General features: G+C 36.0%; 13 protein-coding genes and 2 tRNA genes. 2 read left to right on the forward strand and 13 right to left on the reverse strand.

Features of this window, described 5'->3' with window-relative positions; translation table 11 throughout:
- Positions 1-19 precede the first annotated feature (19 nt).
- On the reverse strand, positions 20-154 hold the full coding sequence (locus tag MIDI_RS09655; RefSeq protein ID WP_272940944.1) for a hypothetical protein: 135 nt from the start codon (positions 152-154) through the stop codon (positions 20-22).
- 254 nt (positions 155-408) lie between these two features.
- On the opposite strand from MIDI_RS09655, the gene MIDI_RS08415 reads away from it, so the two are divergent.
- Entirely contained in the window at positions 409-852 is a 444-nt protein-coding gene (locus MIDI_RS08415; protein ID WP_041185355.1) for a hypothetical protein, read from the forward strand.
- Positions 853-1344: 492 nt separating this feature from the next.
- Here MIDI_RS08415 and MIDI_RS01480 read toward each other — a convergent pair whose 3' ends face one another.
- Together MIDI_RS01480 and MIDI_RS01485 are read right to left on the reverse strand one after the other, a co-directional pair.
- Positions 1345-3957 carry a hypothetical protein gene (locus MIDI_RS01480; protein WP_013950822.1) on the reverse strand — a complete coding sequence of 871 codons (2613 nt, stop codon included), beginning with the start codon at positions 3955-3957 and terminating at the stop codon, positions 1345-1347.
- Positions 3957-6203: a VirB4 family type IV secretion/conjugal transfer ATPase gene (locus MIDI_RS01485; protein WP_013950823.1), complete on the reverse strand. Its 2247-nt coding sequence runs from the start codon at positions 6201-6203 to the stop codon at positions 3957-3959. The genes MIDI_RS01480 and MIDI_RS01485 overlap by 1 nt, the downstream gene beginning before the upstream one ends.
- Positions 6204-6615: 412 nt before the next feature.
- Here MIDI_RS01485 and MIDI_RS08420 point away from each other — a divergent pair, with 412 nt between their 5' ends.
- Positions 6616-6903, forward strand: coding sequence for a hypothetical protein (locus tag MIDI_RS08420; RefSeq protein ID WP_160162192.1), 288 nt, complete (start codon positions 6616-6618; stop codon positions 6901-6903).
- Positions 6904-7374: 471 nt separating this feature from the next.
- Here MIDI_RS08420 and MIDI_RS01495 read toward each other — a convergent pair whose 3' ends face one another.
- The 10 genes from MIDI_RS01495 to ccmA form a co-directional block, all read right to left on the reverse strand.
- Complete coding sequence (locus MIDI_RS01495) at positions 7375-8106, reverse strand: 2,3,4,5-tetrahydropyridine-2,6-dicarboxylate N-succinyltransferase (RefSeq protein WP_013950825.1); 732 nt, start codon at positions 8104-8106, stop codon at positions 7375-7377.
- A complete protein-coding gene (gene dapA, locus MIDI_RS01500) occupies positions 8096-8980 on the reverse strand; it encodes a 4-hydroxy-tetrahydrodipicolinate synthase (protein ID WP_013950826.1) in 885 nt (294 codons plus the stop codon). Before dapA ends, MIDI_RS01495 begins: the two co-directional genes overlap by 11 nt.
- Entirely contained in the window at positions 8970-9734 is a 765-nt protein-coding gene (gene dapB / locus MIDI_RS01505; RefSeq protein ID WP_013950827.1) for a 4-hydroxy-tetrahydrodipicolinate reductase, read from the reverse strand. Before dapB ends, dapA begins: the two co-directional genes overlap by 11 nt.
- Before the next feature lie 99 nt (positions 9735-9833).
- A tRNA-Asp gene (locus MIDI_RS01510) sits at positions 9834-9910 on the reverse strand.
- 21 nt (positions 9911-9931) lie between these two features.
- Positions 9932-10007: transfer RNA gene (locus tag MIDI_RS01515), tRNA-Val, on the reverse strand.
- 55 nt (positions 10008-10062) lie between these two features.
- Entirely contained in the window at positions 10063-10794 is a 732-nt protein-coding gene (locus MIDI_RS01520; RefSeq protein WP_013950828.1) for a hypothetical protein, read from the reverse strand.
- Between the two features lie 69 nt (positions 10795-10863).
- Positions 10864-11412 carry a cell cycle transcriptional regulator TrcR gene (locus tag MIDI_RS01525; RefSeq protein WP_410517904.1) on the reverse strand — a complete coding sequence of 183 codons (549 nt, stop codon included), beginning with the start codon at positions 11410-11412 and terminating at the stop codon, positions 10864-10866.
- 178 nt (positions 11413-11590) lie between these two features.
- Positions 11591-12982 (reverse strand): sodium:solute symporter family protein, encoded by a 1392-nt coding sequence (locus MIDI_RS01530; RefSeq protein WP_160162193.1) that lies wholly within the window; start codon positions 12980-12982, stop codon positions 11591-11593.
- 76 nt (positions 12983-13058) lie between these two features.
- A complete protein-coding gene (locus tag MIDI_RS01535; protein ID WP_041185357.1) occupies positions 13059-13712 on the reverse strand; it encodes a heme exporter protein CcmB in 654 nt (217 codons plus the stop codon).
- Positions 13712-14317 (reverse strand): heme ABC exporter ATP-binding protein CcmA, encoded by a 606-nt coding sequence (gene ccmA, locus MIDI_RS01540; protein ID WP_013950832.1) that lies wholly within the window; start codon positions 14315-14317, stop codon positions 13712-13714. Before ccmA ends, MIDI_RS01535 begins: the two co-directional genes overlap by 1 nt.
- Between the last annotated feature and the right edge of the window lie 7 nt (positions 14318-14324).

Genomic DNA, 14324 nt, shown 5'->3' on the forward strand with positions numbered 1-14324 from the left:
CCCGTGAGCCTATTTTCCATTAGATATATTGGGTTTGAAGACATAAGCCAAGAGCCCTGAGAGGAGGTCTGCCAAGAAATTGTTTGGCAAGCGATGCCGTGTTGTGCTGGATTTGGCAAATCTCTTTCAATTCTCCGATGGCTGTTTCAATCAATCCACGCCCTGCAAGAAGCAGTTGTTTAAAAGCCGCAAGCGGGTTTTGTTTTTCATGTTTTTCTTAAGCCGTGGGTGACGAGCTCAATACCTTGATTGCTCAGTGTTTTTGTTAACCCCAGTTTGAGGTAAGTTTTAAAGAAATTATCTGATATGGCTTCAAAGAGGCTGTATAACCATTAAGTTCTTCTCAATTTCACGATAAATAAGGAAAGTGGTTTCCCTAGTAGAAATATTTTGTTTGATTGATGATTTTTGCAAGCGACAACTCACGTACCAAAGATCCTTAAGAAACTCGCAGAGACAAAGGGAACGAGAGTCTGGGATGATGCTTTCCGAAGTTATAACGATCCTCGTTTTGTTTCATTTGAGGGCATTACCGGATTCAAAGATTTTTACCTAAACTGTGTTCAAACCTCTCTCAGAGAGGAATTGCCGAAGCTTATCAGCTACAATCGCTTTGTTGAGCTGGATGCGAGACGCGGTCATCCCGTTGGTCATTCTGCTGAATTGCTGCAAAGGGAAACAAACAGGTACGTTGACTCAACAAAAAGCTGGAAGGTTTGTCATAACTTATGTATTAGCCGTAATAAGGTCTTTAAAGGCATCGCCCGCCAAACAATTTTTTGGCCAAAACCTCTTTTTCTCAGGGCTCTTGGCTTATGTCTTCAAACCCAATATATCTCATGGAAAAAATAGGCTCACGGGCCTACTCCTTACGTCAAACTGAGGTTAACAACGAGGTTAAGGTGCTGGCGATTTTTGATTGCTAAGTCTGAGAATTTGTTCATGTTTATTTTAGATAAAAATAGCAATAGCCTTATTATATTATATATAGCTTGTTAAACCTCATTATAAAATTAAAGGATACATCTTCAATATGAAGAGAGTTGGGTAAGTATGTAGGGCTTCCTCAGCATGAATAGATTTAGCTGAAGCGATACAAAAAAGGGGGTATGCTCCATGAAAAAGGAGGACGCTGCCCTTGGCTAAAGGGCCGCTAATTACTCTTGAAAGCTTCTAAAATTCTGTGCCCCTTTCCATACCGCTTCCAGCTCTATAACTCTAATAGCAAAGTGTACAAGTGAAGAAGCCTGAGTGACAATGTAGCACCTTGGAAGATTTTTTAATAAATAATCACCTGAACATTTATTTTTCTTCTTTAATTTCTAAGTGTTGTTAGCTAAATCTTTAATTACTATCAGGTTTTTCACATCTATTTTGAATATCATCACTCCAAACTTGCCTTAAAACATATATCTTATTTCCTACCGTATAGTAATCTGTTAGACACTGCCTTGTCGGCGTGAGAGGGGCATTTGTGTCATCAACAGGCGCTTTATAAGGAGCAGCACAACTACCGACTACTTGGCTTTGATCAGTTAAAGGACTACTGAGACTACTGGAATTAGGAACAGCAGCATTGTTATTAGCGGCTGCTTTATAATTATCAGTTGCCGACGGTAAAGTAACGTTACCATTTGCAGGAGATGCAGCAGTAATTGCAACACAACTGTCAGCTTTAACACAAGGATTTACAACATTAGTTCCATATACGTTTGCAATACATTTTTTATTTGGCGTAAGAGGAGCGGTTCTTGATATGGTGACCCCATTTTTAGTTATGGAATCTGTAGCGACTACCATGCTATTAGCCATCGAGAATTCAGCTAGCTGAATATTTCTATTCTCTGCGCTCGCTTTTGCTTTTAATCTTGTTAACTCACTTTGGGCTTTGTTCAGCTCAGTTAAGGCAGTTATTTTGTTTGGGTCGTCGTCAGCTAGGGTTGATACATCATCGTTTAGTTTTATTTCTATATCTCGCCTATAATCAAAACCAAATGTTATATCGCATTTTCCATTTTGATCGGCACCGTTTTTAATATCGCTATTTGGATCAGGCTTAAGCCATATTGCATAGCCGCTTCTTTCGGTTGGAATTTTCACCTCATCGCATGAAATAGGCATTTCCATACAATAAGGTTGAGACAGAGCTTCTAACCAGTCGCTCTCATTGGTTATACAAATTTTATCAGGATGACTTGGATCCTTTAAGCTTCCATCACGATTTGTTAACGGACCTTCATAAGATCCAGGGCATGCTGCTCTTTCGGCCACTTCATTTTGTTTAGGAGCAGCTTTGTCTTTGTCCTTCCAAGGTGGAGAAGAAAACTCAGACCCAAAGCATTTAGATTGATAAGTGGGTAAGGTACACTGCTGCATTTGTTCAGCAACATCAGTGATAGAACTTGGACAACATTGGTCTCTGTACCTGTTACCAGCTGGTACATAATAAGAAGGGTATTCTCCTGAAATCTCTTGCGTTGTTGCAACACACCCATCTATTTCCCAACGCATTTGCGGGGTTCTAACGCTAATCTTTTTAGGATTGCCCGAGGAATCCATTTCAGGAATTATAGTACTAAAATTGATTCCGTATACAGAGCCACTGCCTCGTGTAATAATAGCCGATTGATTGCCGCTATCGTCTTGTACTACTTCTTTGGTGTATTCTTTTATTGTGACCGGGGGAGCAGGTAAAGGTAATTTCTTATATTGCAAGGGCATGGTTGCTGGGTTGTTTGTTTCATTTCCAGCTTTATCTTTTTTATAATACTTCTCATCGCTAACTTTTTTGTATACTTCGTCGTTATCCTTATCTATAATTATAGCATTACCACTACCGTCCGTATAGGATAAGAATAAATTAACAGCTGGTTGCTGACTTCCAAGTTGATTTGCGAGCGTTGTATAGGACCCCATTATAGCGATATTAGATTCTTTCGGGGTTGGTCTTGGAAGGCACCCAATAAAAATATTATCTGGGCAGTCATCTTGCTCGCAAACACATACTTGAGAAGGATTTGAGTCGGCGACCTTAGCGCAATAAGTTATAGGATAAGTAGGAAATTTTGCACAAACTGGTGCCTCTGCATTTGCAACGTTTACAGTATCATATTTAGAAGTATCCCCAGGAAATCTATAGCGTAAAAATAATTGGCTAGGAGATAACTTTTGAGGATCATCAAATTTAACAATTGCTACTGGCTGATCGAAGCGACTTCCGTTAGCTAACAATGTTTTTATATCAAGCTTTGGATCTACATAAGGTTCCGCATTTGCAGGCATAACCACATTGAAGGTTGGGGGAATAGGCTTAAATGGTTCGTCAACACATCCAATTAAGTTTTTTTTAGAGGTAAACAGAGAACCCAAAAAGTTAGTTTTAAAATACGCACATATTTTGGTTCGTTTGCTAGTGTTTTTTAAGTTGCCTGGAAACAATTCCTGAGGCCGTATTTTTTTTAGTACTACTGTATTAAAGCTACCAAATAGTGAGAATTCATCATCAGACTTGAAGCTGCTATCCGCAATTTTAGTTTCTGTGTCTCCCCAGCACGTATAAGCTGGCGGATCCCAAGAGAAGCCGCAAGGAATAAAAAGGCACCACTTAGAGATTTTTGGTGCACCACATCTTTGCTCGCCATCCAAAATCCATCTTGCCCAGCAATATTGTCTTTGCATTTGATATTGCGTCTCAAATGGGTCGGTATTAAGCCTTTCCAATTTCATCCTTTCTCCCCAAGTTGGAAAGAAGTCTCTGCATTGACCCTTCACTCCAGCGTCATCTTCACTTGTTTCCCTTGTTGCATCCCCTGATGGTGGGTCAGATTCAAAAGCGTTTTTTGAACCTACATATTTGCCGCTAAGCCAATCTTTACATAACAGATCTGTTTTAGCTTCTGTATAAGAGTTTATAAAAAAAATACAAAATAAAAATAATAAAGCACCCCTGTTTACCATTAACTTAAGTCCTCTTTGATTTCTTTTATAGATTCTAAATCGAATAATATGTTAACAGATTTGTTATACTGCTTTAATAAAAAACTTAGTTTACCACGAGCGTAATTTCTAATATTATAAAAATCCTCCTCAGACAGTTTAAAAGTCTTTTTAAAAGATTTATCAGCTAGCTTATTTGGAAGGAAGATTCGTGTAGGAATATTATAAATAACCTTTTCAAAGAATTGAAAGTTATCATAAAGTTCTTTGTTATAATTAAACGTGAAAATTATAATTGCATTTTTGGCATTTAGTTTTTCCAGACTTGATAACAATTTTTCAACCAAAACCTGTTTTTCAAAAATTCGAAAATCACTGTTAACAGCGATAATTGTAGGAGTATCATCTAAAAATTCAGGAAGCTTGCTGATTAATAACCTTAAAAGAACTGTAGAATATTTTTTTTCTAACAGAGAAAAATCTATACCCACATATTTATTGTTCTTAAGGACCTCTAAACTATCTGGGCCCTCAAAAATTTTGATAAAATTTTCATTTAGATAATTGATTTTTTCTTTAATAACGGCATCAGGCAAGGATACTGCAAATTCTTTTAAAGCTTCATAAATGCTAGTTTTATTTTCAATATGATTAATTAAGCTGTTTAAGACATTTTCTTCTGCCGCTGAAACAGTTAACGTACCAAAAATTAGATAACAAAAAACATTCTTTGTATAAGTTTTCTCATCATCACCAAAGCCGATTTTAAAGATGGGGGAATCTTTTGCAGAAACCTTAAAACTCTGGCCTCCTAACTTACTAATAAACTTTTCATTGTTTCCTTTTAAGTCTAAAAAAATAATTCTGGGATTAAGTCTAACCGCACTGCTAAGTAAAAATTTTAGTAGGATTTCTTTTCCGCTCTCTTCAGGGCCCACTATCATAGTATGACCATTATCATTTTGATGGAAATTAAAATAGTAAGGCAGCCTTTTTCTGTTTTTAAATAAAGCAACTGGTGGCCCCCATTTACTACCATTATAAGAGCCCATAGAAGTGCTTGGTACAAAGGCAAAGGTGGAAGAGAATTTCGCTAGATTATAATTTTTTCTGAAGCTATATTGAAAATTGCCAGGGATGATGGACCAAAAGCATAGCGGCATATAGAAATCTTCTCTTACTAAAAGGATACCTATATCTTCAAAAATTTGCATTATTTTTTCTATACTGTTATCCAATTCTTCTGCACTTTGGCTATATAAAATTAGGTTGATTTGTCTTTCACAATAATCAGTTTTTCCAACCATTTCTGCAGAAATTAGCTTATCTATATAGGAAGCCGCTAGTAATCTCTCATTTCTTCCGGCCTCTAGGAAATTTGCTTGTTTTTTTATTTCCTTTATTGCAATAGCTCTAGGAGTAAAGACAACAGATTCGCTAATTATATACTTAAAGTTATGTTCAAGAATCGCAGTACAGTCCTCTATGCTCAAGTCGTGAAAGGGCTTAAAGCTAAAAACAGCGACGAAAGTCTTATTACTTTCTTCTTCCATCTCTTCTAACTCTATTTTGTTAAAATAGTAGTTAATTTTCAAACTTGCTAATTGCTCTGAAGCATCGCATGGTTCTAATTCTATATCTTTTTGCTTTAAATGTATCAGATTATAGATAAAAGAAAGTGGTTCAGAATAATATTTATTACTTTCCTTATCTTTCTTGATTCCAAGTAATTTAGCGCCAAATCTACTGCTTGATTTAATAATATTATTTGAAATTTCACTTAAGAAGATCCTAGCTTCTTCAAGCTCTTTCAAGTGATGTTTTTTATAGAAATGAAAAAATAAGATTTCATGTAATTGCTGAGGGTTAAAAGGACTCTTCTTAGCACCTTGAATAACAATTGATATATACACTGTTGCAAGTAACTGGCTACTCCATTGATTGAACTCACTCCACTTGTCATTAATATTTTTTGCGAATTCTGAAGAAAAATTTGCCTTAATTTCTATATTGCTGAAATTGTTTAAGGTATGAATATATACCGCAACCTTATTATCCTTTATGTAACTTGCTATTGAACTTCTAATCACTTCTCTTAAGGGGATACTATTGAAGTTTGTATCATTAGGCTCGAATCCACTAATAGCCACAATCTGTATTAAATCACCATTTTTTGTGATTAAGGTATTAGGATCATAATGACAAGTAATAGGTATGTAATTTGATATTTTAGGATTTATATAAATATCATTGCCACTATCCAGCATTTAAATATCTCCTTAATTGTTAACCCTTTATAAATAGATTATATTTAATAGAGAGTAGGTCAACCTGTTTTGTAGATTAATGCCTTTTCTTAAAGGTGATATAGTTCTATATGTCGTAGCTAGTTTAATCCCAAGGGTTTGCTTTTAGTGCACTTGTCGCCGTGTTTAAGCTGTTCAAGTACTCGCCCATGTCAGTCATTGAAAGTGCTGCAGGAACTACAACCTAATAAGAAGGCGGATTTGGTGAGGAAGTTGTCATGCCAGCATATCGGTGCTTAATTAACCATATGTACGCAAGAACAGATGCACACAGATAGTTACAGTACTGCCGATTGCTCTCCCCACCGGATTTCACCAGTATGATCAGTATTACAGCTATCTGCAATATCACTTAGCTCTGCTGTTGTAAATATTGTCGAAGAAGGTTCTGATGTTGGGCGCACAGCTTAACTCCAAAGACAAGTTAATATGGGACAAGGTGTGGTTGAGAGCAGTAGTAGTGGTTAACGGAGCGCTAGTTGAAGTAGTAGTGCTGGTTGTCGTTTCGGTTGTGGTTACTTCGGTAGTGCTACAGTTCACTTCAGGACAAACCGGACGCTCGACCTCTGGGCAAGGAGTCGTGGTGCTTGGCTCTGCTGTTGTAGTTGGGATACTAGGAGCTGGGATACTAAGAAATACAGAAATTGTAGCTCCGTTATAATTAGCAACAATCAAATCTTGCTTTCCAGGGTAATTTAACTCAACGGTTGCTATACCTATAGGTGTTGCGCCAACATTGTAATATATCGCGGGCTAAAAAGTTCTATCACCATTTCCAAGTAATACGGAAACAGTTGCTGTACCCCAATTAGGAGTAGTTACCATCCTGAATGCCATCCTTTATTAAGGTCTGCTATTGCCGCTCCATAGGGACTAGAGCCTACACTATAAGAGGTGAGAGATGAACCCTCCCCACCATTTCCCGCTGGTAATACAGAAATAGTGTTCGAACCCGCATTAGAAACTATTATATCCTGCTCACCATATCATTGTTAAGATTACTGGCTCCTATCTCTGTAGGCATACTTCCAACATTATAATTAATGGCTAAAGAAAATATATTGTTTATTTTTCACCTTCTGTGACATCACAATACTAGAGCTATAATATATTTAGATTACGAACTATATGCTTACCTTAGTATATTTTCCAATGCTGTGGCGCTAGAAGTTTTTTCGTCTTTGTGCTTTATAATGACTGCGCATGCAATTGAGAGATTTTGTTCTTTAGCCCAATTGTTAGACAAAATCGGCCTAGTGCCTGGAACAACAACCGCGCCTACTGGAATTTCTCCCTTGATGATAGTTTGATTTATTATGTCGTATATAGGAACAGAAGCAGATAATTTAACTCCCGGTGCTAGAACTGCTTTTTCTCTTACGATGATGCCTTCTGTTAGTATAACTCCAGCTCCTACAAAGCAATCATCTTCCACGATAACTGGCCTGTTACCAATAGGTTCCAAGACTCCTCCTATCTGTACAGCAGTTGATAAATGTACTCTTTTACCAATTTGTGCGCAGGATCCAACCAAGACATGGCTATCAACCATAGATTGCTCATCAACATAAGCCCCTATATTAACGTACGAAGGGGGCATAATAACCACGTTTTTTCCGATGTGAGCACCAGCCCTCACTGATGTTCCGCCTGGCACCATTCTTACGTTGTCTTCTTCAGTAAATGTTCTAGCAGTGAGTGCTTCTTTATCTCTGAAGCCATTCATTGCAACTATTTTAGTGTTTTTAAAAACCTCTAAAATTTTTTGTTTTACTTCGATATTAACCTGCCAATCAGTCCCAATTTTTTGAGCGACCCGAGTTTGGCCGGACTCTAATGAAGCTAAAAAGTCTTTATAAGGCATATTGTTTTTCCCAGTTAATAATTAATTGATTTACTAAAGCGAGTTCGTCGATAGACTTTAAGTCATTAAGGCTAAGCGGTAAGCGCACAGTTGCATGAGATATTACTCCTAAGTGGTGTAACAATGCTTTAACAGGAATAGGGTTGCTTGCTGCAAATAATGCCTTACAGGCTTGCCACCATAACTTTGAATCTAAGCGTACACCTTCTAAACACAGCTGAACGTATTTATTGGTAGCCGTAAGCCAAACATTGGATGCAACAGAAATTAGCCCTTGCGCAGCAGATTCAGCAGACGCCGCCGGCATCAGATAATCGTCTCCACAATAAATAGCAATATTAGGTGCAGCCATTTTATATTCAACTAAACTATCAACAGTGCCGCTTGAGTCCTTTATTGCGGCAAATTTTTTGTTAGTACTTAAATTCCTTACCGCCTCTACATGGAGTTTAATACCGGCTCTACTCGGTATATTATAAAGCATGCACTGATGATTTGAAGCTTGTAGTAACTTCTCAAACCATTGGGTCTGCCCTATTATTCCAGGTTTCGCATAGATTGGGGTGGTCATTAAGTAACCGGCTAATGGAAATTGATTACAAAATTCTATCCATTCTAGAGCAGCAATAAAGTTATGGCTTGGAACTCCAGACATAAGTGGAATTTTGAGCTTTAGATTAAATGCAAATTCAATGATTTGGCGCCTTTCTTCATCATTAAGAGAAAGGCCTTCTCCGGTGCTACCCAGTAAAATTACGCCATTTCCCGCCGCCTCTTGCAATTTTAGAAGCTTTTCTAAGCTTTTAAAATCTATATTTTTGCCTGCTGCACCGAAAGGGGTGACAATTGCAGTCCAAAGAGATTTATTTAACATTTTTGCCTCTGTTGAGTTCAAGTACATCTTTCATAGAATATATTCCAGGTTTTGGTTGATACTGATCAAACCATTTAATAATTCTTATTGCTCCAAGCGCAAATAACTTGCAGTCAAATGCGATGTGTTTTACTGAAATTAGCTCGCTATTACTTGTAAATACTACCTCATGTTCTCCGGGTAAGTTGCCGCTTCTTTCAATATGTACTCCAATAAAATTATCAGGTCTTGGCCCATGGCTAAGAGAATTCGAGCTGTAATCAACATTAAAATTCTCTTTCTTAGCTTTTTTAATTTCGTTAACTAACGAGGTAGCGGTACCGGACGGAATATCTACCTTATTTCTATGATGTTTCTCGGTGATATCGATATCATAACTTACATCCAACATTTTAGATAACAATGAAACTAAATATCGTTGCAGATTTGCTCCCAAGCTAGTGTTTGAAGCAACCACTATAGGCACTTTTTCTGCGAGAGCCTCTAATTCTTTTTTGAAGTTACTTTGTTTCCAGCCAGTAGTGCAAATAGCAATTGGTTTTGGGTTCTTTAAGGCTTCAGAGATTATATCTTTTATTAAGTCCAGAGAGGAAAAATCAATGATAAAATCGTTATCTATAAAGACTTCTTGGAGTCTATATTTACTGCCCTTATTATAATCCTTACCAAGATGATAAAAGTTATCCATTTTAATTGCTTGAGAGAGCAGCAGACCCATACGGCCTGAACTCCCAATAATACCTATTTTTTTCATTTATTATTCATTTTTAATAATATGTGCCAAAATAGTTAATCACATCTAGTTGGTCAACAAGCTTCTTGGTCTTTAAGCTAAAGAAGAAGATAGTGAGTATGGCGGGGATGACGGGGCTCGAACCCGCGACCTCCGGCGTGACAGGCCGGCGCTCCAACCAACCGAGCTACACCCCCCATCTAAAAAGACAGATGAAATGGTGGGCGATGACAGGGTCGAACTGCCGACCTCCTCGGTGTAAACGAGATGCTCTACCAACTGAGCTAACCGCCCAAATCAAACAACAATCTGGCGCTTATTGTTAAAGCTTAAGAGTGATAAAATCAAGCTAAATTTCATCATTAATAGAATTATTTTTGTTTTGTACATAAAATATAGTGAACAGAACGCTAACAAAAGTGTTTGCCAAGCAACAAAGCACTATGTAAACGATTGAGTTTTGTAGAAAAGCTAATGATATATATAAAACAGCAACCATAGTCGAGATCTTCATGCACTTTGCTAAGTTTTCTTTAACAAATAAAAAACTCTTATTTATTGATTGCACAACGGAGGATTTATTAAGTAATAACTCTACATCAGCAATTAGCAGAATTGGAGTTAAGTAGAATAACGCTATAAAAGATATACTGATTAAAGCTAGAATAGAGGATGAACTAAGCAGTTTTATCAAAGTAAATATGAATCCACAAACGGCAATAGAGATGAGGAAAATATTAAGACGTAGTAAAATGACTTTAAATATATTTTTAAAAACAAAATATAACTGGTTGCTGAGCTTATAACTTTCCTTATTTATAATGGTTACATATATATTAGAGGTGCTTATATAAGCAAAATTTAAAAAGGTTAAAAATATCAATAAAAAGAACTGGGAGAAGGGGAGCTCATCTATATTTGGGATTTCATTAGCTACGTAATTTTTATTGAATAGAGAAGGATTTATTGAAGAAGACAGGGTAGTCACCAATAATAGCAAGGCCACTTGGATATAAACCGATAAAAACAGCCCAAATTTAGATTGAATAATAGATTTGGTTGTTTTTATTAAATCAGGCATACACAATGAACAAAAGCTGCTTTCTCAAGTTACGCCTAAATTATAATTTATATTAAATGTTTAATCTAATTATTTATTCTCAAGCTTAGAGTCTCTTAGGGATTCTGCTCGGGCTTTAGCATGACTATATACTAAATTAAGCTCTGTTTGAGAGCAAATCCCAAGTAATACTGGGTCCTTAGGGCGTATGTTAGCAATATTCCAATGAGTCTTATCACGTATAGAAAGTACTGTGGTTTTTGTTGAGCCAACTAATTTAGCAATTTGAGCATCACTTAATTCTGGGCAATTTTTAAGTAGCCAGGCTATAGCTTCAGGTTTATCTTGCCTCCTTGCAACTGGAGTATATTTAGAAATTCTCTTCTGCTTTTGCTCATGAATAAGCCTTAAAGCTGATTCAGATAAAGATAAATTGGCTGCCGGATTTGCTTCGCAGCGCTTAATCTCTTCTCGAGTTAACTGTCCTTGAACAATTGGATCTAAGCCGATAATTCCTTTCGCAACATCTCCATCAGCTATGCCTTTGATTTCTAAAAGATGTAAGCCACAGAAATCGGATATCTGTTTAAAAGTGAGAGAGGTGTTTTGTATTAGCCATACTGCCGTAGCCTTAGGCATTAATGGTGTTGCCATATTTAAATTCCTTTAATAGCTGTTAAAACTTAATAATCAAACCAAAGGGATGTTACTTTATAACTACTGAGTTGTCAATTGTTGCCACTGATAATTGTATATATTACAGAACCTGATACCGACGTATATTACGTTAACAAGTATATACTTAACTGTACAGTATTTATTTTAAGCTCGGCTTAAGTTGATTTTTACGGTAAAGCATCAATATAAAAATTGAGCTTAGCCAAGCAGAGAGTATTGCAATAGTTGGAGCTGCAAGGCCAGGTAACTTCAATAAGTAAATAGCGATAAAAAAGGATAAAATACCAACTGTAAGTGATGACCAATAAATAAGAGGTATGGTTGGCATTTTAAGTAATCCAATGACCATAGGTATAGAAAACCCTACCCCCCAAAAACAAAAGCCGTACATTACTATATGTACAATCTCTATTTCAGAAAAGGCCACTAACATTGCAAATATGGCAAGCGCTATTGTCATAAATCTTAGTCCCATAATTTGGGATTTGGGTTTGGAGATATTAAAGTACTTTGCAATCACATGTTTGGTGACTAATACAGAAGAAGCGTTTAAATAAGAGTCAGCTGTTGACATTCCGGCAGCTAAAATCATTGCAACAATTAAGCCTCTAAAACCAACCCCTAGCACCTCATTTATTAAATTTGGTATAAGCTCAGAAGAATTAATTGCGGGCAATATTCTAAGACAACTAAATGCTAGTATCGTGATAAGTATCATAACGATAGGTCTTGCAATAAACTCAGTCCAATACATTGATTTGATAGCATTAGGACTTTTAGCCATAAGATAGCGTTGTATAAGTGGCGGGTGCATCCATAAGAATGGCGTGCAGCCAGCAAAGAATAAAGCAAGATATTCGTAAAATTTTGGATGCCTAGCTATCAATAATTTTTCATTAGGAAGATTTTTAAATATTTCAAAAAATCCTCCAGCCTTTTGGCTAACCACAAAAACTATAATTGGTAAAGTAATGATAATCACAATCCATTGAAGGATATCAGTAATCGTTACCGCTCTTACTCCTCCAATTGCAGTGTAGAGGGCAACCATTAAGCCTGCTGTAATTGTTACATAATATTGATTTAACCCGGAGTAGTGCGACACAAAAGCAGATACCCCTTTGATTTGTCCGGCCACTACAAAAATTGAGACAAAGAGACCTAAAATTCCAACAGCAAACTCTGCTTTTGGACCATAAAAATATTTTATTATATCCCCTGGAGATATCATATTAGTGAATCTATCATCAAAATATTTTGCTAAGAAAAAAATCATAATAAGGCAAAATATCAAAAAGCCCGACATACCAAATAGGAAAATTATCCCATCTCCATATATTTTAGCTGCGTCGCCAACTGTTGAGCCAGCTCCAAAGTTTGTCGCTAGAGACGTAAAGATAAGGATAGAAACAGGAAAAGATTTCTGCGCTACAGCAAAGTCGCTTATATCCACTACAGTTCTTGAGGACTTACTAATCCCAATCAAAATAATGATTAGAAAGTAAGTGCAGATAATGATTAAGTCTATCACGATTTTAAAATATGATTAATGGATACTTAATGTAATGAGAGTGATTAATAGCATTATTTTGTATAAATACAAGTTTTTATTGGTATCTGATAACGCTTTTGATAATAGCTGCGCTTGATATTAAAAAGATTGGTAGCTCCAATAAAAAAATAGAGGTAAGTATATTAATATAAACAACTTCGTGTATGGCGGAAGAAGCAAATATCATAGTTGGAATTATAAACGGAATAGCTAATATTACTACTAACATGTTTTGCTTTGAAATTAAGCATAAAGCAGAACTAAATAAATTAACTAATAAGATATTAGTTACCACCAATAGCAGTACAAAAAAGGTTGTAAATTCTGGGATTAGGTTAGTAGTTGAATAGTCAAAGAGCAATATAACAAAGATAAATGGCACTCCTACAAAAATTACATGTGCTAAAATTTTTGCTATAAGGATTACTTCCAAGTTAATTCCTAGTAGTAAGAATTGTTCCAAGATTCTTTTATTATAATCACTGATCAGCAGCGAATCAAAAGAGAGGGTTAAGCTAAATAGCAAAAAGACTAAGTATATTTCAAAATTAATAGTGTTTGCAGTGATGTGGAAAAGCAGAACCGAAACTATAAAAAATGAAAGATTTTGTAAAAGAAAAAATTTCTGGTTCCAATATAAAGATAACTGTCGTAATAAAACCGCTTTAAACGTTTTTCTATTAGAAGGATGAAATTCTATTTTATACATTATCTGTAGTCCTCTAACGATAAATTTATTACTCCATCTTTGGAACAGGGTTCTTGTGCAGTAAAAATTACTATACCCTTATTCATACAACGCACTTGAATTATTTCTGTCAATCTTTCGCTACCTTCTTTATCCAAATTAGAAAATGGTTCATCTAAAATCCAGATTACTGTTTGAGTTAAAAGTAGTTTCGTTAATTCGACTTTTCTAGCAAGTCCTTGCGATAAGTGGTAAATTTTTGTATGAGCGTGCCTTGCCAAATCAAAGACAGCAAAACTGGCGTTTATAGCGTGCTCCATGTTTCTCAGCTTAGCCCAAAAATTTAAGTTTTGTACTACGGTTAGCTCTGAATCTACGGCATTATGATGTCCAATATAGGTGACTAATTTACTATATTCGTCAGCTATTTTTTTTATATCAAAGTCTTCATAGTGTATAGTGCCATTAAATTGACTAAAACTTGCAATAGCTCTTAATAGTGAGGTTTTACCAATTCCGTTGGAGCCGTGGATACATAGAGGTGTGCCAGGGAAAACTGTTAATCCAAGATTGCTAAACAGTTTTTTATTATTTTTTATTATTGAGAGATTTTCGAAGCTCAGCATTTTTAAT

The sequence above is a fragment of the Candidatus Midichloria mitochondrii IricVA genome (assembly GCF_000219355.1).
GTDB lineage: Bacteria > Pseudomonadota > Alphaproteobacteria > Rickettsiales > Midichloriaceae > Midichloria > Midichloria mitochondrii.

Coding starts and splice junctions, on each gene's coding strand:
- MIDI_RS01480 (WP_013950822.1), bottom strand. CDS start 3,957: ATGGTAAACAGGGGTGCTTTATTATTTTTATTTTGTATTTTTTTTATA.
- MIDI_RS01485 (WP_013950823.1), bottom strand. CDS start 6,203: ATGCTGGATAGTGGCAATGATATTTATATAAATCCTAAAATATCAAAT.
- MIDI_RS01495 (WP_013950825.1), bottom strand. CDS start 8,106: ATGCCTTATAAAGACTTTTTAGCTTCATTAGAGTCCGGCCAAACTCGG.
- dapA (WP_013950826.1), bottom strand. CDS start 8,980: ATGTTAAATAAATCTCTTTGGACTGCAATTGTCACCCCTTTCGGTGCA.
- dapB (WP_013950827.1), bottom strand. CDS start 9,734: ATGAAAAAAATAGGTATTATTGGGAGTTCAGGCCGTATGGGTCTGCTG.
- MIDI_RS01520 (WP_013950828.1), bottom strand. CDS start 10,794: ATGCCTGATTTAATAAAAACAACCAAATCTATTATTCAATCTAAATTT.
- MIDI_RS01525 (WP_410517904.1), bottom strand. CDS start 11,412: ATGCCTAAGGCTACGGCAGTATGGCTAATACAAAACACCTCTCTCACT.
- MIDI_RS01535 (WP_041185357.1), bottom strand. CDS start 13,712: ATGTATAAAATAGAATTTCATCCTTCTAATAGAAAAACGTTTAAAGCG.
- ccmA (WP_013950832.1), bottom strand. CDS start 14,317: ATGCTGAGCTTCGAAAATCTCTCAATAATAAAAAATAATAAAAAACTG.